Annotated in this window: 20 protein-coding genes; 13 read left to right on the forward strand and 7 right to left on the reverse strand. The window is 40.5% G+C overall.

The features are described 5' to 3' along the window. Positions 1–94 precede the first annotated feature (94 nt). Positions 95–2,242, forward strand: coding sequence for a TonB-dependent siderophore receptor (locus tag CSC79_RS17880; RefSeq protein WP_099297142.1), 2,148 nt, complete (start codon positions 95–97; stop codon positions 2,240–2,242). A gap of 9 nt (positions 2,243–2,251) precedes the next feature. Further along, entirely contained in the window at positions 2,252–3,475 is a 1,224-nt protein-coding gene (locus CSC79_RS17885) for a PepSY-associated TM helix domain-containing protein (RefSeq protein ID WP_099297144.1), read from the forward strand. A gap of 201 nt (positions 3,476–3,676) precedes the next feature. Here CSC79_RS17885 and yidC read toward each other — a convergent pair whose 3' ends face one another. From yidC to rpmH, 4 genes are all read right to left on the reverse strand, one after another. Then, entirely contained in the window at positions 3,677–5,311 is a 1,635-nt protein-coding gene (gene yidC / locus CSC79_RS17890; protein WP_099297146.1) for a membrane protein insertase YidC, read from the reverse strand. 8 nt (positions 5,312–5,319) lie between these two features. Continuing rightward, entirely contained in the window at positions 5,320–5,595 is a 276-nt protein-coding gene (yidD, locus tag CSC79_RS17895) for a membrane protein insertion efficiency factor YidD (RefSeq protein WP_099297148.1), read from the reverse strand. A gap of 125 nt (positions 5,596–5,720) precedes the next feature. After that, positions 5,721–6,146, reverse strand: coding sequence for a ribonuclease P protein component (gene rnpA, locus CSC79_RS17900; RefSeq protein ID WP_058562002.1), 426 nt, complete (start codon positions 6,144–6,146; stop codon positions 5,721–5,723). Between the two features lie 7 nt (positions 6,147–6,153). Further along, positions 6,154–6,288 carry a 50S ribosomal protein L34 gene (gene rpmH / locus CSC79_RS17905; RefSeq protein ID WP_004335215.1) on the reverse strand — a complete coding sequence of 45 codons (135 nt, stop codon included), beginning with the start codon at positions 6,286–6,288 and terminating at the stop codon, positions 6,154–6,156. 507 nt (positions 6,289–6,795) lie between these two features. On the opposite strand from rpmH, the gene dnaA reads away from it, so the two are divergent. The 8 genes from dnaA (at position 6,796) to CSC79_RS17945 (ending at position 18,160) form a co-directional block, all read left to right on the forward strand. Continuing rightward, positions 6,796–8,184 carry a chromosomal replication initiator protein DnaA gene (dnaA, locus tag CSC79_RS17910; RefSeq protein ID WP_099297150.1) on the forward strand — a complete coding sequence of 463 codons (1,389 nt, stop codon included), beginning with the start codon at positions 6,796–6,798 and terminating at the stop codon, positions 8,182–8,184. A gap of 13 nt (positions 8,185–8,197) precedes the next feature. Continuing rightward, entirely contained in the window at positions 8,198–9,301 is a 1,104-nt protein-coding gene (gene dnaN, locus CSC79_RS17915) for a DNA polymerase III subunit beta (RefSeq protein WP_099297152.1), read from the forward strand. Between the two features lie 6 nt (positions 9,302–9,307). Beyond that, positions 9,308–10,402 (forward strand): DNA replication/repair protein RecF, encoded by a 1,095-nt coding sequence (gene recF / locus CSC79_RS17920; RefSeq protein ID WP_099297154.1) that lies wholly within the window; start codon positions 9,308–9,310, stop codon positions 10,400–10,402. Positions 10,403–10,414: 12 nt separating this feature from the next. Continuing rightward, positions 10,415–12,841 (forward strand): DNA topoisomerase (ATP-hydrolyzing) subunit B, encoded by a 2,427-nt coding sequence (gene gyrB, locus CSC79_RS17925; RefSeq protein WP_099297156.1) that lies wholly within the window; start codon positions 10,415–10,417, stop codon positions 12,839–12,841. A 143-nt stretch (positions 12,842–12,984) separates the two neighbouring features. After that, on the forward strand, positions 12,985–13,884 hold the full coding sequence (glyQ, locus tag CSC79_RS17930; protein WP_099297158.1) for a glycine--tRNA ligase subunit alpha: 900 nt from the start codon (positions 12,985–12,987) through the stop codon (positions 13,882–13,884). A gap of 2 nt (positions 13,885–13,886) precedes the next feature. Next, positions 13,887–15,956, forward strand: a complete 2,070-nt coding sequence (glyS, locus tag CSC79_RS17935; protein ID WP_099297160.1) for a glycine--tRNA ligase subunit beta — start codon at positions 13,887–13,889, stop codon at positions 15,954–15,956. Positions 15,957–16,016: 60 nt separating this feature from the next. Then, a complete protein-coding gene (locus tag CSC79_RS17940; RefSeq protein WP_099297162.1) occupies positions 16,017–16,466 on the forward strand; it encodes a hypothetical protein in 450 nt (149 codons plus the stop codon). Between the two features lie 74 nt (positions 16,467–16,540). After that, on the forward strand, positions 16,541–18,160 hold the full coding sequence (locus tag CSC79_RS17945; protein WP_099297164.1) for a P-loop NTPase fold protein: 1,620 nt from the start codon (positions 16,541–16,543) through the stop codon (positions 18,158–18,160). A gap of 6 nt (positions 18,161–18,166) precedes the next feature. Here the strand turns inward: CSC79_RS17945 and tusA are convergent, their stop codons facing one another. From tusA to fadB, 3 genes are all read right to left on the reverse strand, one after another. Next, complete coding sequence (gene tusA, locus CSC79_RS17950) at positions 18,167–18,406, reverse strand: sulfurtransferase TusA (protein WP_099297166.1); 240 nt, start codon at positions 18,404–18,406, stop codon at positions 18,167–18,169. Between the two features lie 486 nt (positions 18,407–18,892). Next, entirely contained in the window at positions 18,893–20,062 is a 1,170-nt protein-coding gene (gene fadA, locus CSC79_RS17960; RefSeq protein WP_058562012.1) for an acetyl-CoA C-acyltransferase FadA, read from the reverse strand. A 4-nt stretch (positions 20,063–20,066) separates the two neighbouring features. Beyond that, a complete protein-coding gene (fadB, locus tag CSC79_RS17965) occupies positions 20,067–22,226 on the reverse strand; it encodes a fatty acid oxidation complex subunit alpha FadB (RefSeq protein ID WP_099297170.1) in 2,160 nt (719 codons plus the stop codon). A gap of 210 nt (positions 22,227–22,436) precedes the next feature. Here fadB and CSC79_RS17970 point away from each other — a divergent pair, with 210 nt between their 5' ends. The 3 genes from CSC79_RS17970 (at position 22,437) to CSC79_RS17985 (ending at position 26,676) form a co-directional block, all read left to right on the forward strand. Next, positions 22,437–24,323: a transglycosylase SLT domain-containing protein gene (locus CSC79_RS17970; protein WP_099297172.1), complete on the forward strand. Its 1,887-nt coding sequence runs from the start codon at positions 22,437–22,439 to the stop codon at positions 24,321–24,323. A gap of 346 nt (positions 24,324–24,669) precedes the next feature. After that, positions 24,670–25,992, forward strand: coding sequence for a Xaa-Pro dipeptidase (gene pepQ / locus CSC79_RS17980; protein WP_099297176.1), 1,323 nt, complete (start codon positions 24,670–24,672; stop codon positions 25,990–25,992). A 69-nt stretch (positions 25,993–26,061) separates the two neighbouring features. After that, positions 26,062–26,676 (forward strand): YigZ family protein, encoded by a 615-nt coding sequence (locus CSC79_RS17985; protein WP_099297178.1) that lies wholly within the window; start codon positions 26,062–26,064, stop codon positions 26,674–26,676. Positions 26,677–26,690 lie beyond the last annotated feature (14 nt).

Genomic DNA, 26,690 nt, shown 5'->3' on the forward strand with positions numbered 1-26,690 from the left:
CTTTATTTAGTTTTAATTAATAATAAGCGTTAATTGCAAATGATAACTATATTCATTAACATGTTGCGCATTCTAAATCTTATCGTTTTTTACTATGCGTCTTTCTACTGTTTTTATTGCACTTGCTGCTGGTTTTTCGGGCATTGGCCATGCTCAAACTGAAGTTGCTATTTCTGATCAAAATGATTCTAAAGAACTCGAAAAAATAGAAGTTGTTGGCCGTGCGTTTTCTTTATATCGCCCAACCGAATCAAGTTTTGCTACTCGTACTAATACACCTTTAGAGAAAATTCCTCAATCAATTCAAATTTTGCCGCAGGAGCTGATCAGTGATCAGGCTGCTCGCCAAATTACCGACCTTTACAGCAATATTGCTGGCGTTAATGCTTTTAGTTATTCGGGCGTAACATTCCGTGGCTTTCGCCAAGATGAGATTTTATACGATAGTGTGAAGGGCGACCCTTTTAACGGTTTTGCTGTACCGCAATTATTTAATATTGAACAAGTTGCGGTTTTAAAAGGGCCTGCTGGTGCTATATACGGTAGTGGTAATCCGGGTGGTATTATTAACTATGTAACTAAGAAGCCTCAATTCACACGTGAGCACAGTATTGAGGTTGAAGTAGGTAATGATGACTTCTTCAGTGGTGCATTAGAAAGCACGGGAACATTGAGTGAATCACTTGATAATCATGCTTACCGTATTGGCATCTATCGTGATACTGAAAAGCCATTTCGCGCGAATACTAGCAGCGATAATACTATTGTAGACCTTGGTTATACTTGGCTTATGAATAGTGCAACCGAATTGACCACTCAGTATACCTATATAGAACAAGAGTTGGGTGGAGCACGTTTACGTGGTGTAGCAGCTGATGATAATGGACACTTTCTGACAGATATTAGTTGGAACCATAACGAAGCCACTGACTTTCAAAATGTAGAAGCGCATGTCTATCAAGCGACTCTAAAACATGAATTTAATGATGTTTGGCGTACAGATGTCACAGCACGTTATTTTGATAACAAAGAAGTGCAAAATTACCATGAACCAAGAGGTCTTGTAGATACTGATGACGACGGTATTGTTGATTGGAGCCATCGCGAGTTTCGTGATCAAGTACGTGAGAACGAAGGCTTTAGTTTAACAGCTAATGCGATCGCAGAATTTGTAATTGCAGACATGCAACATCAAGTGCTGTTTGGTAGTGACTGGTATGAGCATGACTTTGAAAGTGTGTACCGCACAGCAAAGCAAAAGAGTAAAGGAGGCCCTGTACCTGGCCTTGATCTTAACGACCCTGAGTATGGTTTAACCTCTGCTGATGATTATGATCTTGAAAATATTACACCAAGACTTGGGAAAACGAATAGCACGCGTTTTGGTGCGTACTTGCAAGATCAGCTAGATATCACCGCTAATTGGAGTGTGACTGCTGGTTTAAGGTATGACCGCTTTGAAGATAAAGACTTGTTAAATCAAACCGAGTTTTCTGATAGCGATTTAACTTACCGTATTGGTACCAGCTATAACATTAACAACATGTTCTTTCCTTATGCACTCCATGGTACTGGCTTTGTGCCGCAAAGTGCGAGTAATCAAGAAACAGCAAAGGGCGGTCCGTTCTCGCCAGAGACTAGCCGTATTAATGAGTTAGGTTTAAGAACTAAACTATTAGATGATACGCTTGCTGTTAATATGGCTGTGTACGATATTGTCCGCGAAGACATCCTGCAGCCTAGCTTATTAGGTGATGTTGCAGGTGACGGCGTTGATGATTTAGTTGCCGTTGGTGAAGTACAAAGTAAGGGCTTTGAACTCGAGGTGGTTGGTGACATTACTGATCGCTGGGTAGTTACTGCAAGCTACGCTTATAATGATACCCGTATTACTGAAGCCAACGATAGCATTCGTAACCAAATTCCTGATAGCGATAAATTTGCTAACGCGCCGCAAAATACCCTAGGTATATGGACACGCTATGAGTTACCTAGCTTATTGTCATCTATTTCTGCTGGCTTAGATTATGTTGATGAACAGCTTAGTTTAGGTGGTCAACGTGTTAAACCTTACACTGTTTACAATATGGCGTGGCAAACAACCGTTGATAACTGGCAATGGCAGCTATCAGTTAAGAACTTGTTTGATAAAGAGTACGCTAGCAGTGGCTTTATCGAGCGAACAGGGCACTTTCCTGGTGAACCGCGTCGAATATATTTAAGTGCTAAATACAGCTTTTAATGGTGGCGAGTGAACGCTAAAAGTTGGTTTAACTTACATTCCTGGGCAGGGCTTTTTGTTGGAGTCCTGCTTTTTGTTACCTGCGTATCGGGCACACTCGCTACGTTAAGCCATGAACTCGAGTACTTAACAGACGCTAAGTATCGTGCTTTATCTTCTTCTGCTTCGACTAACTACCAAGCTATCGAAAACACCCTTAATAAGCATTACCCGCAAGCTAAATTACTTTATATTCAACGTCATAAGCAAGATTACCTTGCTACTGAAGCGGCCCTTAAAGTCGGTGACTCATTTCGTTTTGTTTATTTAGATGCAGCAACTGGTAGCTTACTTGGTGAAGGTGAGTGGGCGCGGATATCGCGGTTTTTACGTAATTGGCATATGAATTTGTCGATGGGTTGGACGGGTAAATTAATTGTCACCAGTTTAAGTATTTTACTTGTTATTTTATTGGTCTCCAGTTTTTACGTGTATCGGCACTGGTGGCAAGGTTTTATGAAAAGGCCTGCTATGCTCTGCCTTGGTAAGCGCAGTAGTTGGTCTGATTGGCATAAGCTGTTAGGGCTTTGGAGTTTATGGTTTATAGCTGTGATGGCCATCACTGGGGTTTGGTATCTTGTAGAGCACGGGCTGCAAACCGCGAAAGTCCCCCACACTGTTTCTGCTCCACAAGCTTTGAGTGACTTTAAAAAACAAATCCCTCGCAAAGGTGTATTACCAATTAGTTTAACAACAGCTTATAAAGCCGCTCAACACGCGTTTCCTAGCCTGGATATTCGCTATATACGTTATCCTAATAAAGTGAATCAGCCTATTGAAGTGCGTGGCTATAACGATGATATTTTACTTCGCCTTCGTGCTAACCGTGTCTTTTTAAAACCAAGCTCGGGTGAGGTACTTGGTCTACAAAAAGGGGAAGAATTAAAGCTGCTTCCGCGAATTAAAGACACTGCTGATCCACTGCATTTTGGTAACTTTGCAGGAATTGGTACCAAACTTATTTGGGGGCTTTTTGGAGCATTAATGAGCCTTGTAAGTGCTGCTGGCATCTATATGAGCTGGCTTAGGGTTAAGCGTAAAACAACGGTTGTGAGATGGCTTGGTTTATCAGGGGGTATTGTAATCGGTTTGGTGGTAGCTTCGCTGTTAACAACGAGTTTGAGCTTTACTGAGCGAAGTGTGCCAAACGTGGTTTACTCACCTACTTTTGGTTATTATACCAATCCGCAATAATACTTAATCATTTTGCGGGGCTAAACGTGTCGCTACCTGCGTTAAAAAATTCTCATTTAGAACAACTAAATAGCGAATTTTTTGCCTTGCTATCAACACGTTTTTCTACCCCCAAAATAGCTCACTTAATTAAGCGAATTGGTATTAATTTTCAAGCATTAAAAAGGCGCTGATTAGCGCCTTTTTTGTTAGGTGAAGAGTTTAACCTCTTACCTTAATACCTTGTTTTTCCATACCGCGGTAAATATAGAGCATTTGCGCGATTGAAATAAGGTTAGATACTAACCAGTAAAGTACTAGGCCAGACGGGAACCATAAGAAGAACACAGAGAAGATAACCGGCATAAAGGTCATCATCTTTTGTTGCATCGGATCAGTCACTGTCATTGGTTGTAACTTTTGAGTGATGAACATACTTAAACCAAATAAAACGGGTAATACGTAGTATGGGTCCATTGCTGATAAGTCAGTTAACCAAAGGTAAAACTCTGCATGACGTAGTTCTGTTGATTCTAAAAATACGTAGAACAAGGCTAAGAAAATAGGCATTTGTAGCAAAATTGGGAAACAGCCACCCATAGGGTTTACCTTCTCTTTGCGGTACATTTCCATGGTTGCTTGGCCGAATTTTTGACGGTCATCACCATACTTTTCTTTAAGTGCAGCCATTTTAGGTTGCAGCGCACGCATCTTCGCCATCGAGGTGTATTGCGCTTTAGTTAATGGGTACATTAATGACTTAACAATAATAGTAATAGCAATAATCGCCAGACCCCAGTTACCCAAAATGCCGTACAACCATTTTAGTAGTACAAATAATGGTTGCGAGATAAAAAATAACCAACCGTAATCCACTGTTAAATCAAGGTCGGGGTGAATTGCTTCTAACTTATCAGACTCTTTCGGGCCCATGTAGTAAGTAGCACCAATACTTGCTTGTTGGTTAGCTTGAATATTTACTGGCTCACCTTTAGCACCTATGATTGCGGCATTGCCTGACGCAATTAAACTGTAAAGGGTATTTTGTTGTTCTTGTACAGGTATCCAAGCACTTACAAAGTAATGCTGAATAAATGCAACATAACCACCTTGGGTATTAATACTGAGGTTTTTATCAGCCATGTCTGAAAAACTGTACTTTTCATATTTCTCTTCACTAGAGCCATAAGCAGCACCAAGATAGTTCTGGTCAACTAAGCTGCCTTTTTCTTGAACTGTACGCTTAATTTGTGTGTAAAGCTGTACTTGAATTGGCTCAGCAGTGGTGTTGTTTACAGTATATTCTAGAGCAACGTCGTATTGGCCTTTCTTGAATACGTAGGTTTTAGTAAACGTAACACCTTTACTATCTGTAAACGTTAGAGGAACGCGGAGCTCATCACCATTCATTGTATAGCTTTTTTGCTCAGTGCTATAAACAGGGCGGCCATTTGCTGATGCATCAGGACCATTTAAACCAATTAAACCACTTTGTGAGAAGTATTGATTGCCATCAAACTCACCCAAAAGCATAAAGGGTGTTTCTTCACCTTTTACTTCTTCGTATTGCAGTAGGTCTGATTCAACAATATCACCACCGCGGGTATCTATTTTTACAGTGAATACGTCAGTTGTGATATCGATTACTGAACGTTTTGCACTGGTTGCTGCAGTTGGTAAATCACCATCTGTTGACGAAGGTACATAATCATCAGAATCAGGTGAGTTAGATTGTAGTGTTTGTGTGTTGGCACTAGGATCGGCTTTTGGTGCGTTGTAATCGTTATTCCATTCTTGGAACAATAAAAACGATACAAGCATCAAACCGATGAATAAAAACGTGCGTTGCGATTCCATAACAGCTCTTATTTCTCGTGTTGGTGGTTAATATGGGTTGTTTTTTCAGGAACGGGGTCGTCTCCGCCTGAGTGTAAAGGATGACATTTTAATATGCGTTTGAGCGCTAACCAACTGCCTTTTACAGATCCATGCAAATTAATTGCTTGAATAGCATAACTTGAGCAAGTGGGATTAAAACGACAATGCGGACCTAACAGCGGGCTAATCCACTTTTGATAACCGCGAATTATTAACACTAAACAAAACGTTGGAAAAGCAACAATTGGTTTAAGTAACCTCATGATGTTCTATCCTCTGTATATATTTAGTGGGTGGATACCATGAATTTAAACACCCAAAACGGAATTTTAAATGCATGATTAAAAGGTGAGCTAAAGATACCTTAATTAACCCTATAATTCTATTGCTATTGGCTTTGTTTATTTGATTTAGCCGATTTATTAGGTCGTCTTTTAAATGGGGGTGGTTTAGGGGCACCCGGTTTGCAGCGTTCATTAATTTTGCGCCACAATTTAGTTAATTGCTTTGTGAGCTCTTCGTTTGATTGTTCATCGATGCCACTTTTAACCATTAACACAATATCGATGTTATCAATAGTATGCTGATTTAAACGAAAACTTTCGCGAGCAAGACGTTTAATACGGTTACGTTGACAGGCTTTTTTAACTCGTTTTTTAGCAACAGTAAGGCCTAAGCGAGGTTTTGCTTGGTCATTAGGTTTTGCTAATAAAGTAAAGAAAGGAGTTGCAGCCCGAGCGGGTTCATTAAATATGCGAGAGTAATGCGAGGGAGTTAACAGACGTAACTCCCTGCCAAAGTTAAAGTCTTCCACTTATATATTAAGCAGAAAGAACTTTACGGCCTTTAGCGCGGCGACGAGCTAATACTTTACGGCCATTTACAGTTGCCATGCGAGCACGGAAACCGTGAGCACGTTTGCGTTTTAAAACGCTAGGTTGAAAAGTTCTTTTCATAACAATTCCATCCGATCGGTTAAAGGTTAAAACATCCTATGCAGGTCGCGATCCTGGCACAGGTGCCATTGCGAGCGCGAGATATTATAGAGGAAGACCTCTAAAGTCAATCATAATTACATATATAATAGAGTATGGGACAAAGTAAAAACAGTGGGATCAGCTAGGATCCTTATAATAAAGGAGTTTTCCACAGCCTCTGTATAAAAAGTGCATAAAAGCTTGGGGTAACTAAATTAGATCAACTATTTTCATCGCGATCTAGTGGGTTTTTTGTTATGATCAGTCAGTGGCGTTAAAAATATATTTTATTATAAATCAGTCTGTTACTAATTTTTTAAGCCGAGATCATGTTTTTCAAAAAAATCAATCTTGTACTTGTGGATAAAGTGCCTTCATAATAGTCGGTCTTGGGTTAATAAATTGCCTAATAACAGTAATAAAAGTATAACTTTCTGGTTTATTATGATGGCCGGGAATAAAAACTAAATCTTTGGGAGTTTAACTGTGTATCTGTCGGTTTGGCAAAGTTGTTTATATGTATTGCAAGATGAACTGCCTTCGCAGCAGTTCAGTATGTGGGTAAGACCATTACAAGCAGAAAGTACCGAAGATACCTTGACTATTTATGCGCCTAATCGGTTTGTACTTGACTGGGTGAGAGAGAAATACCTCAACCGCATTAACGAATTACTTGTCGAAATTTGTAAAGATGAAGCACCTGAATTACGTTTTGATGTGGGTAGCAAGCCTATATTAAATACGCAGATGGCGGCTCCCGTTGCTGATAATACGCCACCAATAAATCAACCCGCTGCTGTAGAGCAACCAAAAGCGGTTAAGCAAGTGGTAGAGCCTGCGCCCAAATCTGGGTATAAACCAAATATAAAAGAAAACTATACCTTTGATAGTTTTGTTGAGGGTAAATCTAACCAGTTAGCAAAAGCTGCCGCAACACAGGTTGCAGATAACCCAGGTGCAGCATTTAACCCTGTATTTATATATGGTGGTACTGGCTTAGGTAAAACGCATTTATTACATGCTGTAGGGAATGGCATCATGGCGAATAAGCCCGATGCTAAAATTGTCTATATGCATTCAGAGCGTTTTGTACAAGATATGGTAAAAGCGCTGCAAAATAATGCCATAGAAGAATTTAAACGCTACTATCGTAGTGTAGATGCGCTAATGATTGATGACATTCAATTTTTTGCTAATAAAGAGCGCTCTCAAGAAGAATTCTTCCATACTTTCAATGCGTTACTTGAAGGTAACCAGCAAATTATTTTAACCTCAGACCGTTATCCAAAAGAGATTGAAGGGGTTGAAGACCGCCTTAAATCACGTTTTGGCTGGGGTTTAACCATTGCTATTGAGCCACCAGAGCTTGAAACGCGCGTTGCTATTTTAATGAAAAAGGCGCAGCAGAGTAAAATTAACTTACCTCATGAAGTGGCGTTTTTTATAGCTAAGAAATTACGCTCAAATGTACGTGAGCTAGAAGGTGCACTTAACCGTGTTATTGCCAATGCTAATTTTACCGGTCGTCCAATTTCAATCGACTTTGTTAAAGAAGCACTACGCGACTTATTAGCGCTGCAAGACAAGCTTGTAACGATCGATAATATTCAGCGTACCGTTGCGGAATATTACCGTATTCGCGTATCAGATTTACTATCTAAACGTCGCAGCCGCTCTATAGCAAGGCCACGCCAAGTTGCAATGGCATTATCAAAAGAATTAACAAATCACAGTTTACCTGAGATTGGCGATGCGTTTGGTGGGCGAGATCACACCACTGTATTGCACGCGTGCCGAAAAGTTAAATCACTGCGTGATGAAAGCCACGAAGTGAAAGAAGATTATCAAAACCTAATAAGAACATTGTCATCTTAAGGCTGACTTTACTATGCAAATAACCATACCAAGAGATCAATTTTTAAAACCTTTAGTGCAAGTGTCGGGTGCGATTGAGCGTAAGCACACCTTGCCGATTTTATCTAACGTATTGTTAGAGGTCGTAGATGGTCAGTTGGCCATGACAGGTACAGATCTTGAAATTGAGCTTGTCGCTAACGTATTTGTTGGTGACGATGTTGAAGATACAAAGCTAACATTACCAGCAAAAAAGTTGCTGGATATTTGTAAAAGTTTGCCAGATGGTTGTGAGTTAACATTATCAAGCCAAGATCATCAGTTGCTCTTAACCAGTGGTAAAAGCCGTTTTTCATTAACTACGCTTGCTGCTGAAGACTTTCCTAATTTAGAGCAGTGGGATGGTGAAGTAGAGTTTCAGTTAACTCGGTTAGAATTACGTAAGCTACTTGAAAGCACTCATTTTTCAATGGCTAATCAAGATGTACGTTATTACTTAAATGGCATGTCGTTTGAAGTAGATAACACAGACATTAAAACTGTTGCTACAGACGGTCACCGTTTAGCAATTGCGCAAAAAGAATTACCTCACTCGTTAAATACACAACGTCAGTTAATTATTCCACGTAAGGGCGTGCAAGAAATTATGCGACTAATGGTTGCCGACGAAGAGCTGGTAACCATTCAATTTGGTGCAAACCATATTCGAATTATTGATACCGAGTTTACTTTTACCAGTAAATTGGTTGACGGCCGCTTTCCTGATTATCGTCGAGTATTACCACGCGGTGGCGATAAAGTAATTACCGCAAACCGTGAGTGGTTACGTAGCGCTTTTCAACGTGTTTCAATCTTATCGAACGAAAAGTTTAGAGGGGTTCGACTAAACCTTTCTGAAGGTTTGCTAAAAATAACTGCAAACAATCCAGAGCAAGAGCAGGCTGAAGAAGTGGTTGAGGTAAATTATCAAGGTGATGATTTAGAAATTGGTTTTAACGTTTCTTATGTACTTGATGTATTGAACACACTTAAAACAGAAGATGTTTTATTTACTCTAGCTGATTCAAATAGTAGTGCATTAATTGAAGGTGCGGGTGACGAAGAAGCCATGTACGTTGTTATGCCGATGCGCTTATAAGGTTTTATGAGTTTAAGTCATTTAAGCCTCAATGATTTTAGAAATATTGAGGCGCTTACATTGGAACCTGTAAACGGTATTAATGTAATTTACGGTGAAAATGGCAGTGGAAAAACCAGCCTTTTAGAGGCTATTTATTTCCTTTCTCATGGCAAATCATTCCGCACACCTAAACATAAAAGCATTATAAAGCACCAGCAGAGTAAGTTTACAATACATGGTAGAAAATCGCTTTATAACTTGTCTATACCAATCGGTATCAGCAAAAGCTTAAATGGAGATACCGAGCTTAAGATTCAAGGTAAAACTAGCCGTAGAGTCTCTGAGCTCGCACAACTCATGCCTGTTCAAGTTATTACGCCTGAGAGCTACTCTTTATTTTTTGGTGGCCCAAAAGAACGCCGAAAATTTTTAGATTTGGGATTGTTCCACGTGGAACAAGACTTCTTTTATTTGTGGCAATCATTCAATAAAGTACTCAAGCAACGAAATGCATTATTAAAAAGCAAACCCAAAAATTATTTTGACCAAATTAGGTTTTGGGATAAAGAATTTGTTAGACTGGCTGAGCAAATAAATACTTTAAGAATTGCGTATATAAGTAGGTTTAAGCAACAGTTTTTTGATAAAATGTGTGCAGACTTAACGCTTATAAGCGATTTAGAAATAAACTATCAAGCTGGCTGGAAAGAGACAGAGTCTCTAAGCGATGCCCTTGAACAAAACTTTGAACGCGATAGCCGTCAAGGTTTTACCAGTAAAGGCCCACATAAGGCCGATTTTAATTTTAGTGTTTCTGGCAACAGTGTTGAAAATACATTTTCCCGCGGTCAATTGAAGCTATTGCTTTATGCGTTAAAAGTAACGCAAAATAGTTTGATTGAGTCAGAAACTGAAAAGCAATCTATATTGCTAATAGATGATTTACCTTCAGAGCTTGGAGAAGATACGAAAGAGAAGGTCGGCCAATTGTTGTCGCACTGTCACTCCCAAATATTTATCTCTGCAATTGAATCTGAAAGTATTTCTGCTGTGGTGGAACCCATGCAACGAGAACTAGAAATGTTCCACGTGAAACATGGCAACCTAATAACAAGATAAGTGGGATTAACCATGTCTGAGAATTACGATTCGTCGAGTATTAAAGTACTAAAAGGATTAGACGCAGTAAGAAAGCGTCCTGGAATGTATATAGGGGACACCGATGATGGCACAGGCTTACACCATATGGTGTTTGAGGTCGTTGATAACTCTATTGATGAAGCCTTAGCCGGCCACTGTGATGACATCTTTGTCACCATTCATTTAGATGGTTCAGTCTCTGTTCGAGATAACGGTCGTGGTATTCCAACTTCAATACATGAAGAAGAAGGTGTATCTGCAGCTGAAGTTATCATGACGGTACTTCATGCTGGTGGTAAGTTTGATGATAACTCTTATAAAGTATCAGGTGGCTTACACGGTGTAGGTGTTTCTGTTGTAAATGCATTATCAGAAAAACTAAAACTAACTATTCGCCGTGAAGGCAAATTGCATGAGCAAACATACACTATGGGTGTGCCAGATGCGCCATTAGCTGTTATTGGTGATTCTGATAGCTCAGGTACAGAGTTACGTTTTTGGCCAAGTGCTGAAACGTTCACTAACTTAGATTTCCATTATGACATTCTAGCTAAACGTTTACGCGAATTATCATTCTTGAATTCTGGTGTGAGCATCATCTTAACGGATGAGCGAGAAGAAAATAAATCTGATCACTTCAAATACGAAGGCGGTATTCAAGCGTTTGTTGAATATCTAAATCGTAATAAAAACCCAGTTCACAAAGGGGTATTCCATTTTACTCACGAGCGTGAAGAAGATGGAATTAGTGTTGAAGTATCTATGCAGTGGAATGATGCATTCCAAGAAAATATTTACTGTTTCACAAATAACATTCCACAACGCGATGGTGGTACTCACTTAGCTGGTTTTAGATCTGCGCTAACGCGTACACTTAATAACTATATGGAAAAAGAAGGCTTTAACAAGAAAGCTAAAACAACCAGTAATGCGACGGGTGATGATGCTCGTGAAGGCTTAACTGCGGTTGTAAGTGTTAAAGTACCTGATCCTAAGTTCTCATCACAAACCAAAGATAAGCTAGTATCAAGTGAAGTTAAATCTGCGGTTGAGCAAGCAATGGCTGAAAAGTTCACTGAGTTTTTATTAGAAAACCCAATGGACGCTAAAATCGTTGTGGGTAAAATCATTGATGCAGCTCGTGCGCGTGAAGCAGCCCGTAAAGCACGTGAAATGACTCGCCGTAAAGGTGCAATGGACTTAGCAGGATTGCCAGGTAAACTTGCTGATTGCCAAGAGAAAGACCCAGCACAATCTGAACTATACATAGTGGAGGGTGACTCAGCTGGCGGTTCAGCCAAGCAGGGTCGTAACCGTAAGAATCAGGCGATTCTTCCGCTAAAAGGTAAAATCTTAAACGTTGAAAAAGCGCGTTTTGATAAAATGTTATCTTCGCAAGAAGTGGCGACGCTAATCACCGCATTAGGGTGTGGTATTGGTCGCGATGAATATAATCCTGAGAAATTACGTTATCACCGTATCATAATCATGACCGATGCCGACGTGGATGGTTCACACATTCGTACCTTGCTACTAACATTTTTCTATCGTCAAATGCCAGAAATTGTTGAACGTGGCTATATATATATTGCTCAACCACCACTTTATAAAGTGAAAAAAGGCAAGCAAGAGCGTTATATCAAAGATGATCCAGCATTAGTTGAGTACTTAACATCTTTGGCACTAAATGGTGCAGCGCTTTACACTAGTGCTGATGCGTCAGCGCTTGAAGGTGAAGCACTTGAAAACATTGTTCATGATTACCAAAATACAGTTAAAGTTATTGAGCGATTGAAACGTAAATACCCGAACACGGTTATGAATCGTTTAATTTATCAAAGTGAGCTTAAAGCAGAGCATCTTGCTGATGAAGAAAAGGTAATTGCTTGGACTAAAGAGCTCGTTGATGACTTAATTGAGCGTGACGAAGATGCAACCATTTTCCATGCTGGTACTGAGCACGATACAGAGCGTAACCTATACTATCCGGTTGTGAATATTCGTCAGCATGGTGTGGATAAAGCACACATACTTCATTATGACTTTATTGCTTCAAAAGATTATCAACGCATTGCTGTGACTGGTAAAAACATCGCTAACGTCCTTAAAGAGGGTGCATATATTCAACGCGGTGAAAAAACAAAAGCTGTTGATAACTTTGTGGATGCATTGGAATGGTTGATCACAGAATCTAAGCGTGGGATCTATATTCAACGCTATAAAGGATTGGGTGAAATGAACCCTAGCCAACTGTGGGAAACGACAATGGATCCTGATGCGCGTCGTATGTTGCAAGTAACGATCGAAGATGCTGTTGGTGCTGATCAATTGTTTGCTACATTGATGGGTGATCAAGTAGAGCCTCGCCGAGAGTTTATCGAAACGAACGCACTACGCGTAGTGAACCTCGATGTTTAATTGCGAGTAATAATTTAAAAAAGGAGCCTGATGGCTCCTTTTTTATTGGCTGCAATTGCACAAACTGCTTAAAACATGACTACGCACAAGGTATACTGAGGGTAATTTTCACGCTACATCACAGCAGATACTAAAAGCCAAATATGCAAAAATATGACGTTAAAACCTTTCAAGGTTTGATCCTGGCTTTACAGGATTACTGGGCACAGCAAGGTTGTGTCATTATTCAGCCACTCGATATGGAAGTTGGCGCAGGTACATTCCATCCACAAACATTCTTAAAGTCTATTGGTCCTGAGCCAATGTCTAGCGCATACGTACAACCGTGTCGCCGTCCTACAGATGGCCGTTATGGTGAAAACCCTAATCGCTTGCAACATTACTACCAGTTTCAAGTCGTACTAAAGCCATCGCCAGAGAACATCCAGGAGCTTTATTTAGGCTCTTTAGCTGCTGTAGGTATTGATACGTTAACTGACGAAGTACGCTTCGTAGAAGACAACTGGGAGTCACCTACATTAGGTGCGTGGGGCCTAGGTTGGGAAATCTGGTTAAACGGTATGGAAGTAACGCAGTTTACTTACTTTCAACAGGTAGGTGGCATTGAGTGTTCACCCGTGACTGGTGAAATTACTTACGGCCTAGAGCGTTTGGCAATGTACATTCAAGGCGTAGATAGTATTTATGACCTTGTTTGGGCTGACGGTCCTATGGGGCGCGTTACCTATGGTGACGTTTTTCACCAAAACGAAGTAGAGCAATCAAAATACAACTTTGAGCACGCTAACGTTGAAGACTTATTTGCACAGTTTGATAAATGTGAAGCTGAAAGCCAAAAGCTTATTGAAGCTGATTTACCATTACCTGCTTATGAGCAAGTGATGAAAGCCTCGCATGCATTTAACTTACTTGATGCGCGTCACGCTATCTCAGTGACTGAACGCCAACGTTATATTTTACGTGTTCGTGCCTTATCTAAAGCATGTGCACAAAGTTATTATGATGCTCGCGAAGCGCTTGGCTTCCCGCTTTGTAAGGATTAAGCATGTCAGCACAAAATTTATTAGTAGAAATTGGCACCGAAGAGTTGCCACCAAAAGCACTGCGAAAACTTGCAGAGGCATTTGCTGAAAACCTAGCAGCAGAACTTGAAAGCTTAGAGCTTTCTCATCAAGGTGTAAATTGGTATGCATCACCACGTCGTTTAGGCTTACAAGTAAAAGCGCTTGAAGCCAAACAACAAGATAAAGAAGTTGAGAAACGTGGGCCTGCAAAAAAAGCTGCATTTGACAGTGAAGGCAATCCAACTAAGGCGGCCATGGGTTGGGCGCGCGGTTGTGGTATTGATGTTAAGGACGCACAAACTCTTGAAACAGATAAAGGTGCGTGGTTGTTACACATTGCTAAAGTAGCAGGTAAAGAAACCACTGCTTTGCTAAATGACGTGGTGAATAAAGCGTTAGCAAAATTGCCTATTCCAAAACCAATGCGTTGGGGCGCGAATAAAACACAATTTATTCGTCCTGTTCATACAGCAACAATTTTGTTTGGCGATAAACTTATTGAAGGCGAGGTACTTGGTAAAGCGATAAGTAATCAGCTTCAAGGCCATCGTTTTCATCACCCAGAAAAAATTAGCATTAACCATGCTGATGAAGTTTTTGACGTGCTTAAATCTGCACACGTTGTTGCCGATTACGAGGAACGTAAAGCACAAATTCGCAGCCAAATTGAAACTGCCGCAAAAGCAGTAAACGCTGTGGTTGCCATGGATGAAGATTTACTTGAAGAAGTAACCTCTTTAGTTGAATGGCCAGTAACCCTAACAGCAACTTTCGAAGAAGCGTTTTTAGATGTACCAGCAGAAGCGCTGATCTACACCATGAAAGACGACCAAAAATACTTCCCGCTATTAGATCAAGATGGCAAGCTACTAAATAAGTTTTTGTTTGTTTCAAATATTGAAAGCAAAAACCCAAGTGTTGTTATCGCAGGTAACGAAAAAGTAGTGCGCCCGCGTTTAGCTGATGCGCAGTTCTTCTTTGAAACAGATAAAAAGAAAACCCTAGAAAGCCGCTTAGAATCACTTGATAGCGTATTGTTCCAAAAGCAACTGGGTACACTAAAAGATAAGTCTGAGCGTATTGCTGCACTTGCCGGTTACATCGCTGAGCAACTAGGTGCAGATAAAGCACTCGCAGAGCGCGCTGGCTTATTAAGTAAAACAGACTTAATGACCGAAATGGTAATGGAGTTTACAGACGTACAAGGTGTGATGGGCATGCATTACGCACGCCATGATGGTGAAGCCGAAGACGTAGCCATTGCGCAAAATGAGCAATACATGCCACGCTTTGCAGGCGACAGCTTACCAACAAACTTAATCAGCTGTGCGGTTGCCATCGCAGATAAGTTTGACACGTTGGTGGGTATTTTCGGAATTGGCCAAGCACCAAAAGGCGATAAAGACCCGTTTGCACTTCGCCGTGCTGCAATTGGTGCGTTACGTATCATGGTAGAAAAAGAGCTGCCGCTTGATATCTTAGACCTTGTTGCTAAATCACAAAGCTTATTTGGCGAAAAGCTAACTAACCTAAATGTATCTGCTGATGTGTTTGAGTTTATGCTAGGTCGTTTCCGTGCGTGGTACCAAGACGAAGGCATTCAAGTAGACGTTATTCAAGCAGTACTTGCACGTCGCCCAACTAAGCCTGTTGATTTTGACCGTCGTGTTAAAGCGGTAAGTCATTTCCGTACATTAGACGCAGCAGAATCGCTTGCAGCGGCTAACAAGCGCGTAAGTAATATTCTGGCTAAGAATGACATTACAAGCCAAGGCACGGTCGATGAGAGCCTATTAAGTGATGATGCTGAGAAAGCGCTTGCTTCACAAGTTGCTAAGTTCGCAACTGACCTTGCACCACTTTATGCTGCCGGTGATTATCAAGAAGCACTTGCGCAATTAGCGGGTATCCGTGAAAGTGTAGATAACTTTTTTGATAACGTGATGGTAATGGCTGACGACGAAGCAGTTAAGCAAAATCGTTTAGCGTTACTTAGCCAATTAAGTGGCTTATTTTTAGATATTGCTGATATTTCAGTACTACAGAAGTAAATTCAGCGTAGCTTAAAAAGCCAGCAGCTATGCTGGCTTTTTTGTATTTAAGGTTAACCTATGAAACGTATTATAACGCTTGCGGTCGTTAGCTTATTAACCGCATGTTCGAGCCAAGTTCAACTTCCTAGTATTGATGACGTACTACCTAGTAAAGAGCTAGATAAAACTATGTACTTACGCGGTGATTTCACCTTATGGGATGCAGAGCCTCAGTACCAATTTGAACAAGTTGCTCCTGCGATTTACCAAGCCGATGTTAAGTTTTCAACACCGGGTAAAGTCTACGAATTTAAAATCGCCGATGCCGACTTTAGCGAAGGCTACAATTGTGGATACAGCGAAACTGCACCAGCAGGGCAATCGCTAGTACTTGGTCAAGCTGCCATTGCCGACTGTAATACCATCTATAATTACTTTAGCTTCACCCCAGCAGCAAAAGGCCGCTACGTAGTAAGCATTGATTATCGTAATTACAATGAGCCAAAAGTGACGATAACGAAGAAGTGAGAGCTGTAAGCTATAAGCCGTCAGCTTTCAGTTGCCCGAGTGAATTGATAGATTTGTGACAAGGACGTTAGTATATGTGTGCTAAACAATGGAATGAAGAAATAAAAATTGACGGTGTAACTTACCCAGCAGATCAATTAAATAGAAAACAAGATGCAGAGCTATTAACTAAAATCCTTGTTCGCCGCTCAAACTCGAATAGAGAAAAGCCTAATAAATCCTCTTATGTAATTAACGTTAATGCTGAATGGGGCGCAGGTAAAACTTATTTCGTTAAACGTTGGGCTGAAGACTTAAAGTATGAGCATCCTGTTGTTTATATAGATGCTTGGTCAAATGACTTTATGGATTCACCTATTATTACCGTGCTTGCTGAAATACAAGAACAGCTTTTAGAAACCATTAACAAAAGTCATTTAACTCAAGCCAAAAGAAAAAGCTTTAAGAATATAGGTATATCTGTATTACCAAAAATTTTAGCAGCATTGGTTAAACGATATGGTGGTTTTGATATTGAAGATTTATTTGTTGATGAAAGCTCTAACACAGATGCTACACCATCAACACAAAACAATAAGTCATTAGATTTATCAGCGGCAATGGAAGCTATGACGACCCAAGCATTCAAAGAGCATAGTGATTATAAAAAAGGTGTAAAAGAACTAAAAACCACAATTAAAGAGTTAGTTAAATACGCCATTGAAAAACCTAAAAGTAGACTGCGGGCAACAGCTCCTGATTACCCCGCATTCATATTCATTGATGAATTAGACCGCTGCCGCCCAACATATGCAGTAGAAATGCTAGAAGCAATAAAGCATATTTTCGATATTGAAGGGTTAGTAATAGTTGTTTCAACACACACAGAAGAACTGCAGCACACAATAAAAGCTTTATATGGAAACAACTTTAACGCTGATAATTATTTAAGACGCTTCTTCGATACAAAGTATCATCTAGATGTTGGGATTTCAGCCAGTTTACTAAAAGCAAATTGTGATTTTACAGTATTAGATAATAACTACCTTGAACAAAAAAGCATTTTGCTGTTTCCGCTTTTATCTCAAGGAGATGATATAAAGAGACAGCTATCGTCGCTCATTGCTGAAGTCTCCAATTGGCAAAATTTAGCGCCTAGGTCAGCTATACAATTAGCAAATAGATTACTTACAAGTATAGAGTTAATTGGCGAAGAGAAAACAGTAGATATTTTAGTCCTGCTAGTTTTACTTTGTTTATATATGTTCAATAAACCTCAATATGACTATATGTGCAGCATTTTTGATGAACAACGATTTGAAATAAATCCTAGGGTTACAGATTTAAAGCTTTCCTCCAAACAACTAAATTTACCTAAGTACCTAAAAGAAATGCTTTTTGCAGCAGAGAAGCTAGATGGTATAAATCAATTACTAAAACTAGAAAGTTATGAAAAAGCAAGTTTGATGAATCTTAAAATCAACTTTTCAGATATTGATCTTTTAACTTATTTTTTGAGTTTTCAAAGCGTTTTAAACAGGGGCGATAAAGCTATAAAACCAGGCTTTATGAATACGTTTGGTTATGATGGGAGGGGGGCTATACATGACTACCAGCTGTTAGAAGCACAAATGACATTCTTAGGAGTAAACAGTTTGAGTGCAAATGATTACTTGAACTTAATTGGCTTAACGAACAAATTTACTGATAGCTGATAGCTTTTACAACCCTTTCCTCACCAAGTATCGATACGGCATTTCATCTACTTCTTTTGCCACCAACGTGTGATCCATAAATGTGCAAAAACTAGGGATGTCGCGGGTGGTTGAGGGGTCGTCGGCGATGATGAGTAAGGTTTCGCCTTCTGCCATTTTACGCACCGCACCGCGGATCATCATGACAGGCTCTGGGCAACGTAGGCCGATGGCGTCTAATTGGTGATCGGGGTTATCAAAACTCATAGCGGTGACCTTTATCAAGTGGTGCTTAATGATTAATTTAAGGTCGCTAGTTTAACGGCCTCAAATTAAGAAATAAAGTAACAACACTTATCGTGTTGAAAATAGATTAGTATTGTACCCAAAGATGCTATTTAAATGTAATAATGTTATTTTCATTTAATTATATCAAAGCATGGAATGGCGATGGCGTTAGAATACTCTTTACTATGGATACCACTGTTAAATTTAGCGATACATTTTCTGATTAAGTTTAAACAGCTGAACAAATACGACATGTACATTTACTTTGTAATAAATGGTGTATTTATTTCCAGTATTCTTACAGGTGTAAAATCTATTTGGTGTGGTTGGCTGGTGGCTTTAGTGTCTTATTTCTTGATTAGTAAATTAGCCTTTTTTAAGGGTAAATAAAAAGGCAAAGAGTCAAACTCTTTGCCTTTTGTCATCAAGTAAAAAAATAACCTCTTTATAGAGGAGGGCTACTAATTAGTCTTGCACACGTTCAAATACAGTTGCGATGCCTTGGCCTAAACCAATACACATAGTCGCTAAACCATATTTCGCGTTTTTGTCTTCCATTAAGTGAATAAGCGATGTGCTAATACGCGAGCCTGAACAACCCAGTGGGTGTCCAAGGGCAATTGCGCCACCATTCAAGTTAACTTTTTCATCAACCACATCAGCAAGACCTAAGTCTTTTAATACAGGTAGTGATTGTGCTGCGAATGCTTCGTTAAGCTCAGCTACGTCGATGTCATCAATAGTGATACCCGCTTGTGCCAATGCTTTTTTACTTGCTGGTACTGGGCCGTAACCCATGATTGATGGATCGCAACCAGCAACCGCCATTGCTTTAACGCGAGCACGAATTGGTAGGCCAAGCGCTTTCGCTTTTTCTTCGCTCATTACTAACATGGCTGATGCGCCATCAGATAGTGCTGATGAAGTACCGGCTGTTACTGAACCCGATGCAGGATTAAACACAGGGCGAAGCTGTGATAGGCCTTCAACCGTCGTTTCTGGGCGAATGACTTCGTCATCTTCAACTAAAATTAAAGAGCCATCTGCTGCGTGACCTTCCATTGCGAGGATTTCGCGGCGGAAACGGCCTTCAACCGTTGCTGCATGTGCGCGCTGGTGCGAACGATATGCAAATTCATCTTGCTGCTCACGGCTAATGCCGTGAAGTGTTGCAAGGTATTCAGCAGTTAAGCCCATTGAGCCAGATGCTTGTGCAATTGAAGTCGCTAGGCCTGGGTGAAAGTCATTACCGTGAGTCATAGGCACGTGGCCCATGTGCTCAACACCACCAATTAGGTAAGTGTCGCCTGCGCCAGTCATAATCGCACGCGCTGCGTCATGCAATGCTTGCATAGACGAGCCACATAAACGGTTTACTGTTGTTGCTGGTACTGAGTGTGGAATACCCGCAAGTAGTGATGCGTTACGTGCAACGTTAAAGCCTTGCTCTAATGTTTGCTGTACACAACCCCAATAAATGTCGTCGATTGATGCTGGATCAACCGCTGGGTTGCGTTCTAGTAAGCCCTTCATTAAGTGAGCGCTTAAGTCTTCCGCACGTTTGTGTTTGAATACGCCGCCTTTTGAGCGACCCATTGGTGTACGGATACAATCTACAATTACTGGATTATTCATGATATTAACCTTCCACCTTATAGAATACACGGCCTTCTTCAGCCCATTTGCGAGTTTGCTCTGATACTTGGTAAATCGCACCTAGGTGAGCATATTTGTCAGCTGCTGCAACAAAGTTAGCTAAACCAGTTTGATCTAAGTAACGGAACGCGCCGCCTCTAAATGGAGGGAAGCCAACGCCGTATACAAGCGCCATATCCGCTTCTTGAGGAGAAGCAACAATGCCTTCTTGTAAACAAAGAAGTACTTCGTTGATCATAGGAATCATACAACGGTCAATAATTTCTTGCTTATCAAACTCTTTCGGTGCGTCTGTAATTGGCGCTAGAAGCTCAATTGCTGTTGCATCGCTTGATTTTTTAAGACGACCACGGCGATCTGTTTCGTACTTATAGAAGCCCGCTTTGTTTTTCTGACCAAAACGTTTTTCGTTAGCAAATACAGTCACAGGATCTTTTTCTGCTCGCGCCATACGCTCAGGGAAACCATCAGCCATTACGCCAGTACAGTGATAAGCCGTATCAATACCTACAACGTCAAGTAGGTAAGCCGGGCCCATTGGCCAGCCAAATACGTTTTCCATTACTTTATCTACTTTTGCAAAGTTAGCGCCTTCAACAACAAGTTTGCTAAAGCCTGCAAAGTAAGGGAATAAAACACGGTTTACAAAAAAGCCTGGGCAATCATTAACAACGATAGGTGACTTGCCAAGTTTAAGGGCGTAATCAACCACTGCATTAATCGTTTTATCTGAAGTTTTTGCACCACGGATAATTTCTACTAATGGCATTTTTGGAACAGGGTTAAAGAAGTGCATACCGCAGAAGTTTTCTGGTTTATCAAGCGCTTCTGCTAATAGGTCAATACAAATAGTCGATGTGTTTGATGTAAGAACCGTGCCTTCTGGCATGTTCTTTTCAAGATCAGCTAATACCGCTTGCTTAACTTTAGGATTTTCTACAACGGCTTCAACAATGATGTTAGCGTCTTGTAGGTCTGTGTCGTTAAGTGTCGGTTTGATTTTGCTCAGCGTCGCCAACATTTTTTCCATTGGCATGTGGCCGCGCTTCACTTTTGCACCTAATAGTTTAGATGCTTCACCCATACCTAAATCAAGTGCATCTTGTTGGATGTCTTTCATTATAATAGGCGTGCCTTTATACGCAGATTGGTAAGCGATACCGCCACCCATGATACCTGCGCCTAATACAGCGGCTTGTTTAATTTCTACGTCGCTGTGCTTAGCAAGTTTACGTGCTTTACCTTTAATGAACTGGTCATTTAAGAAAATGCCTGTTTGCGCTGCTGCTTCATTAGTGCGTGCAAGTTTTGCAAAGTTAGTATTCTCGATTGCCATTGCTTCGGCGCGTTCACAATTTGCCGCAGCTTTGATAGTACGTACAGCCATAACTGGAGCAGGATAGTGGCCTTTGGTTTTACCCATTACCATACCTTCAGCCATTGCGAAGCTCATGCCTTGCTCAACACGGTTTAATTTAAGCGGTTGTAGCTTAACGTTGCGCTTTGCTTGCCAATCTAACTTTCCTGAGATAGCAAGTTCAAGTGTTGATATGCTTGACTCTAAAAGTTTGTCAGCACTAACTACCGAGTCAACGGCACCTACTTTAAGGGCATCCGCTGCGCGATTTTCTGAACCTGATGTGATCCAAAGCATGGCGTTATCCGCACCTACAATGCGTGGCAGGCGAACTGTGCCACCAAAACCAGGCATAATGCCCAATTTAACTTCTGGTAAGCCAATTTTTGCGCTAGTACTAGCAACACGATAATCGGTAGCAAGTACCCACTCACAGCCACCGCCAAGCGCTAAGCCGTTTATTGCGCTTAGTGTTGGGAATGGTAAATCTTCTAAAGCGTCAAAAACATCAGTGGCATCTTTGATCCACGTTACTAATTCAGCTTCTGGTTTAGTAAACGTTGGTAAAAATTCGAAAATGTCGGCGCCAATAATAAAGTGGTCTTTATCACTGGTAAAAATCATGCCTTTGATATCTTTGTTTGCTGCTAATTCTTTTAATGCAGAGGCGCAATCTTTCAAGGTTTGCTGAGACAAAGTGTTTACAGAACCTGCAACACAAAATTTGAACTCGGCGATATTATCCTTGATGAAAGCAACTTCAAAGGAATCGCTCTTATATAACATTATTATTCTCCCTAGTGTGTGAACTAAGACTGGTACGATGAGTTTGCATTTCAATCAGTGTGCTTGCTTTAAATAAAAAATGCAACGAAAAATTTACTATGCTCTGTTACTACTGGTTAAAATATAGCTGGTTTGATGCTAAGGTGTAGGCGAAGTTTTTAGCTGAATTTATATTTTTATTTTTGAGTACTTTTAATTCTAAAGGTCATCATGAAAAAACAATTATTAGGTTGGACGGCAGCTGCATTATTTCTCCCTTTTCTTTCTGCCGAAGCCAATGACGAACACAGCGCTTTTTTAAGCGCAGAGAAACAAGCTCGCTCAAGTAACTACAACAAATTTAAAGAGGCGGTGGGTGTACTCGACCATCCTTTAAAACCTTATGTTGAAAAGACATATTGGCAACGACACCCCAGCATTAAGCACCAAACTGAAATAGAAAATTACTTAACCATTTACCAAAACACGCCGCTCGAATGGCCTGTACGTAAGGCATGGCTAAAGTATTTGAGTAAATCGAACCGCAAAGCCACTTTTATAAATAATTATAAAAAGACCAGCAATAACGAATTAACGTGTACATATTTGCAATATCAGCTTGATTTAGGCGCGCCAGAAAAGGCGATCCTTAATCAAATAAGCGATTTGTGGGTCGTTGGTAAGTCACAACCCAAAGAGTGCGATTCGTTATTTAGTTTGTGGCGTAAAAAAGGTTATTTAAACCAAGATCGTATTTGGCAAAGAATTACTTTAGCTGCGCAAGGCGGAGACAGAAACCTACTGCCTTATTTAAAAACGTTATTGCCTAAAAAAGAGCAATACTTAGCCGATCTCTATCGCAAGGTGAGAAGTGACCCAAGTGCATCTGCTGGGCTTTATCGTTATAAAAATAAAACCGTTAAAGAAGGTGAAATTGCGCACTATGGCGTAAAGCGCCTAATTTGGCGTGATAAAGACTTAGCACTTAAAGCGTGGGAAAAGCTTGATAAGATGTTTGACTACTCTGATGAGCAAAAAGCAGATGTTTATTATACGTTTGCTTTGTCTTTAGCGTCGAGTGGCCATGAGCAAGCACGATTTTGGTTAAATAAGGTTCCTAAGGAACGCCAAGATAGAAAGCTAATGCAATGGCAGCTAGGCAATATGCTTAAAACACAAGATTGGTCTGGCATTGTTGCGTTCTTCACAGGCAAAGAGAATTTGAGTCTTGGTCAACAATATTGGTTAGCATATAGCTTAGAGCAGCGTGGTGATGTAGATCGCGCAAAAGCAATTTGGCAAACCGTGGCAAAAGAACGTGACTACTATGGCTTTTTAGCAGCAGCCAGATTAAATATACCTGTGCAACTAAATACAATACCTTTGCAGGTGAGTGATACGTTGGTCACTGAAGTGGCTGAAGCGCCAGGCTTTAAACGTGCAAAAGCACTTTATGAACTTGAGCGTTATACGTCTGCACGTCGAGAGTGGAATTATTTAACGCGTACTTCTAGCGAAAAAGAGAAGTTAGCGGCATCAAAACTCGCGGCAGAACTTGATTGGTACGACAGTACTATCTATACCTTAGCGCAAATTAAAGCATGGGATTATGTAGAGCTGCGGTTTCCATTTGCGTTTCAAGACTTATTTGAACGTTACAGCAAGCGCAACCGCATAGATGTTACTTGGAGTATTGCCATTTCACGTCGAGAAAGCTCATTTGCGCCCGATGCACGTTCACACGCTAATGCACGTGGTTTAATGCAATTATTACCAAGTACTGCTAAATATGTGAATAAAAGCACCGTTTCAAGTCGGCGCTTGAATCACCCCCAAACAAATATTCGTTTAGGCACGGAATACTTGGGATATTTAAAAAAGAAAAATAAGGGTAACGAAGTACTCGCAACCGCATCTTATAATGCAGGTTACCACCGCATTAAACGATGGATACCTGATGACGCAATGCCAGCTGAGTTGTGGGTAGAGCTGATTCCGTATCGTGAAACACGCAATTACGTAAAAAATGTATTCGCTTATCGTCAGGTATACCACACTCGTATGGGCCGTGACGGGAATTTACTCGCGCCGATATTAGATATGAAAATGGGCGGTTAACCTTATTTAGGTACATCTACATTGGGAGTATACCCAAACCACCTCAAGATGCAGAATTCAGCGTTTCACAGGGGCTTAGTATCAAGGCGTTACTTTGCAAGAATGGCACTCCCTTTTAAGAAGTAACAACGATGAGAGTAAGTGCCTGAGAAATGCCCAAAGGGTTGGTTTAAAAACGATTTATACTGCATTATTGATTTTAACAATAGAACCACTATTATTTGCAATCAATGCTTTGCCTAAATCGCTTTTAACTCCAACTGAAACTCGCATCTTGAGGTGGTTTGGGTATATATGAGTCTATGGTAGACTCTCGCACAAGTTAAATTTAACAGATGGGTTTACTATGGATAAATTAGCCGTTTCTTACGCCGAACATATTGCAACACTGCAACAGCGTACGCGTACTATTATTGATCGTGAAGGTTTAGAAGGTTTAGTGATCCATTCAGGGCAAGCTAAACGTCAGTTTTTAGACGATATGTATTATCCGTTTAAAGTTAACCCGCATTTTAAAGCATGGTTACCTGTCATCGACAATCCACATTGCTGGATTGTTGTTAATGGTAGCGACAAGCCAAAGCTTATTTTTTATCGTCCAGTTGATTTTTGGCATAAAGTACCTGATGAACCACGTGATTTTTGGGCTGATTATTTTGATATTGAGTTGCTACTTAAGCCTGATCAGGTTGAAAAGCTACTGCCATATGATAAAGAAAAATATGCTTACATCGGTGAGTATTTAGAAGTAGCGCAAGCACTGGGTTTTAGCATTATTAATCCTGAGCCGGTATTAAACTATTTCCATTATCATCGCGCTTATAAAACGCAGTACGAGCTTGAGTGTTTACGCCAAGCTAACCGAATTGCGGTTGATGGCCATAAAGCAGCCCGAGATACTTTCTTTGCTGGTGGTTCTGAGTTTGATATACAGCAAGCTTACTTGATGGCAACACGCCAAAGTGAAAACGAAATGCCGTATGGCAACATTGTTGCACTAAACGATAACTGCGCTATTTTGCATTACACGCACTTTGACCCTGTAGTGCCTAAAGAACATCAATCATTTTTAATTGATGCAGGTGCTAACTTTAACGGCTATGCCGCAGATATTACCCGCACGTATGATTTTAAAAAGTCAGGCGAATTTGCTGATTTAGTGAATGTAATGACTGAACACCAAATTGCCCTAGGTAATGCTTTAAAGCCAGGCCTACTTTATGGTGAATTACACCTTGATTGCCACCAGCGTGTAGCGCAAGTATTAAGTGATTTTAATATTGTGAAATTACCTGCTGCAGAAATTGTTGAGCGCGGTATTACTTCAACATTCTTCCCACACGGGCTTGGCCACCACCTTGGTTTACAAGTGCATGATATGGGCGGTTTTATGGCTGACGAAAGTGGTGCCCACCAAGCGCCGCCAGAAGGTCACCCATTCTTACGATGCACACGTCTGATTGAGAAGAATCAAGTGTTCACTATCGAACCTGGCTTGTACTTTATTGACTCGTTGTTAGGTGATTTAGCGCAAACAGATAACAAACAGTTTATTAACTGGGAAAAAGTTGAGTCGTTTAAACCATTTGGCGGCATTCGTATCGAAGATAACATCATCGTACACGAAGACAGCTTAGAGAATATGACGCGCGATTTACACTTAGCTTAAGTGATAAATCAGCGATAGAAGGGGCCTTTTGGCCCCCTTTTTTTGGTTGAATATTGGGTTAAATAAAGTATGTCAGAATATAAGTACCCCGCAGCCGATGTATTTCATCAAGAAGAAATAAAAAAAAGCACCTTTATTGTGCATATTGCCCACACTCCGGATTTAGCTGCAGCAAAAGCATTTATAAAAAGCATTGAAGAAAAATACGCAGATGCACGACATAACTGTTGGGCTCATGTAGCAGGTAACCCTGGAGGCAGTCATGTATATGGCTTTTCAGATGATGGAGAGCCTAATGGGACCGCAGGGAAACCAATGCTAAACGTTTTAGTTGGCTCAGGTTTAGGTGAAGTAACTGCGGTCGTTACACGTTATTTTGGGGGCATAAAGTTAGGGACTGGCGGATTGGTCCGCGCCTATGGTGGCTCACTTAATAATGCCTTGGCGCAGCTTAATACAGTAGTAAAAGTGCCCAGTGTAGAACTTATCGGTTTTAGTGATTACAGTATTCAAGGTGCTATTGAGCAATTATTAAAAACAAAATATCAGGTACTTGATATCGAAAAGCAATTTACTGCTAATATTGAATGGGTTATTACTATAGATAGCCGTGAAGCTGCTCAAGCGATTAAAGATATTTATGATTTGAGCCATGGCGCGGTTGAGTTAAAGATCAAAGAGTAAGACAATAACAATAG

It is taken from the genome of Pseudoalteromonas sp. 3D05 (genome assembly GCF_002723455.1).
GTDB lineage: Bacteria > Pseudomonadota > Gammaproteobacteria > Enterobacterales > Alteromonadaceae > Pseudoalteromonas.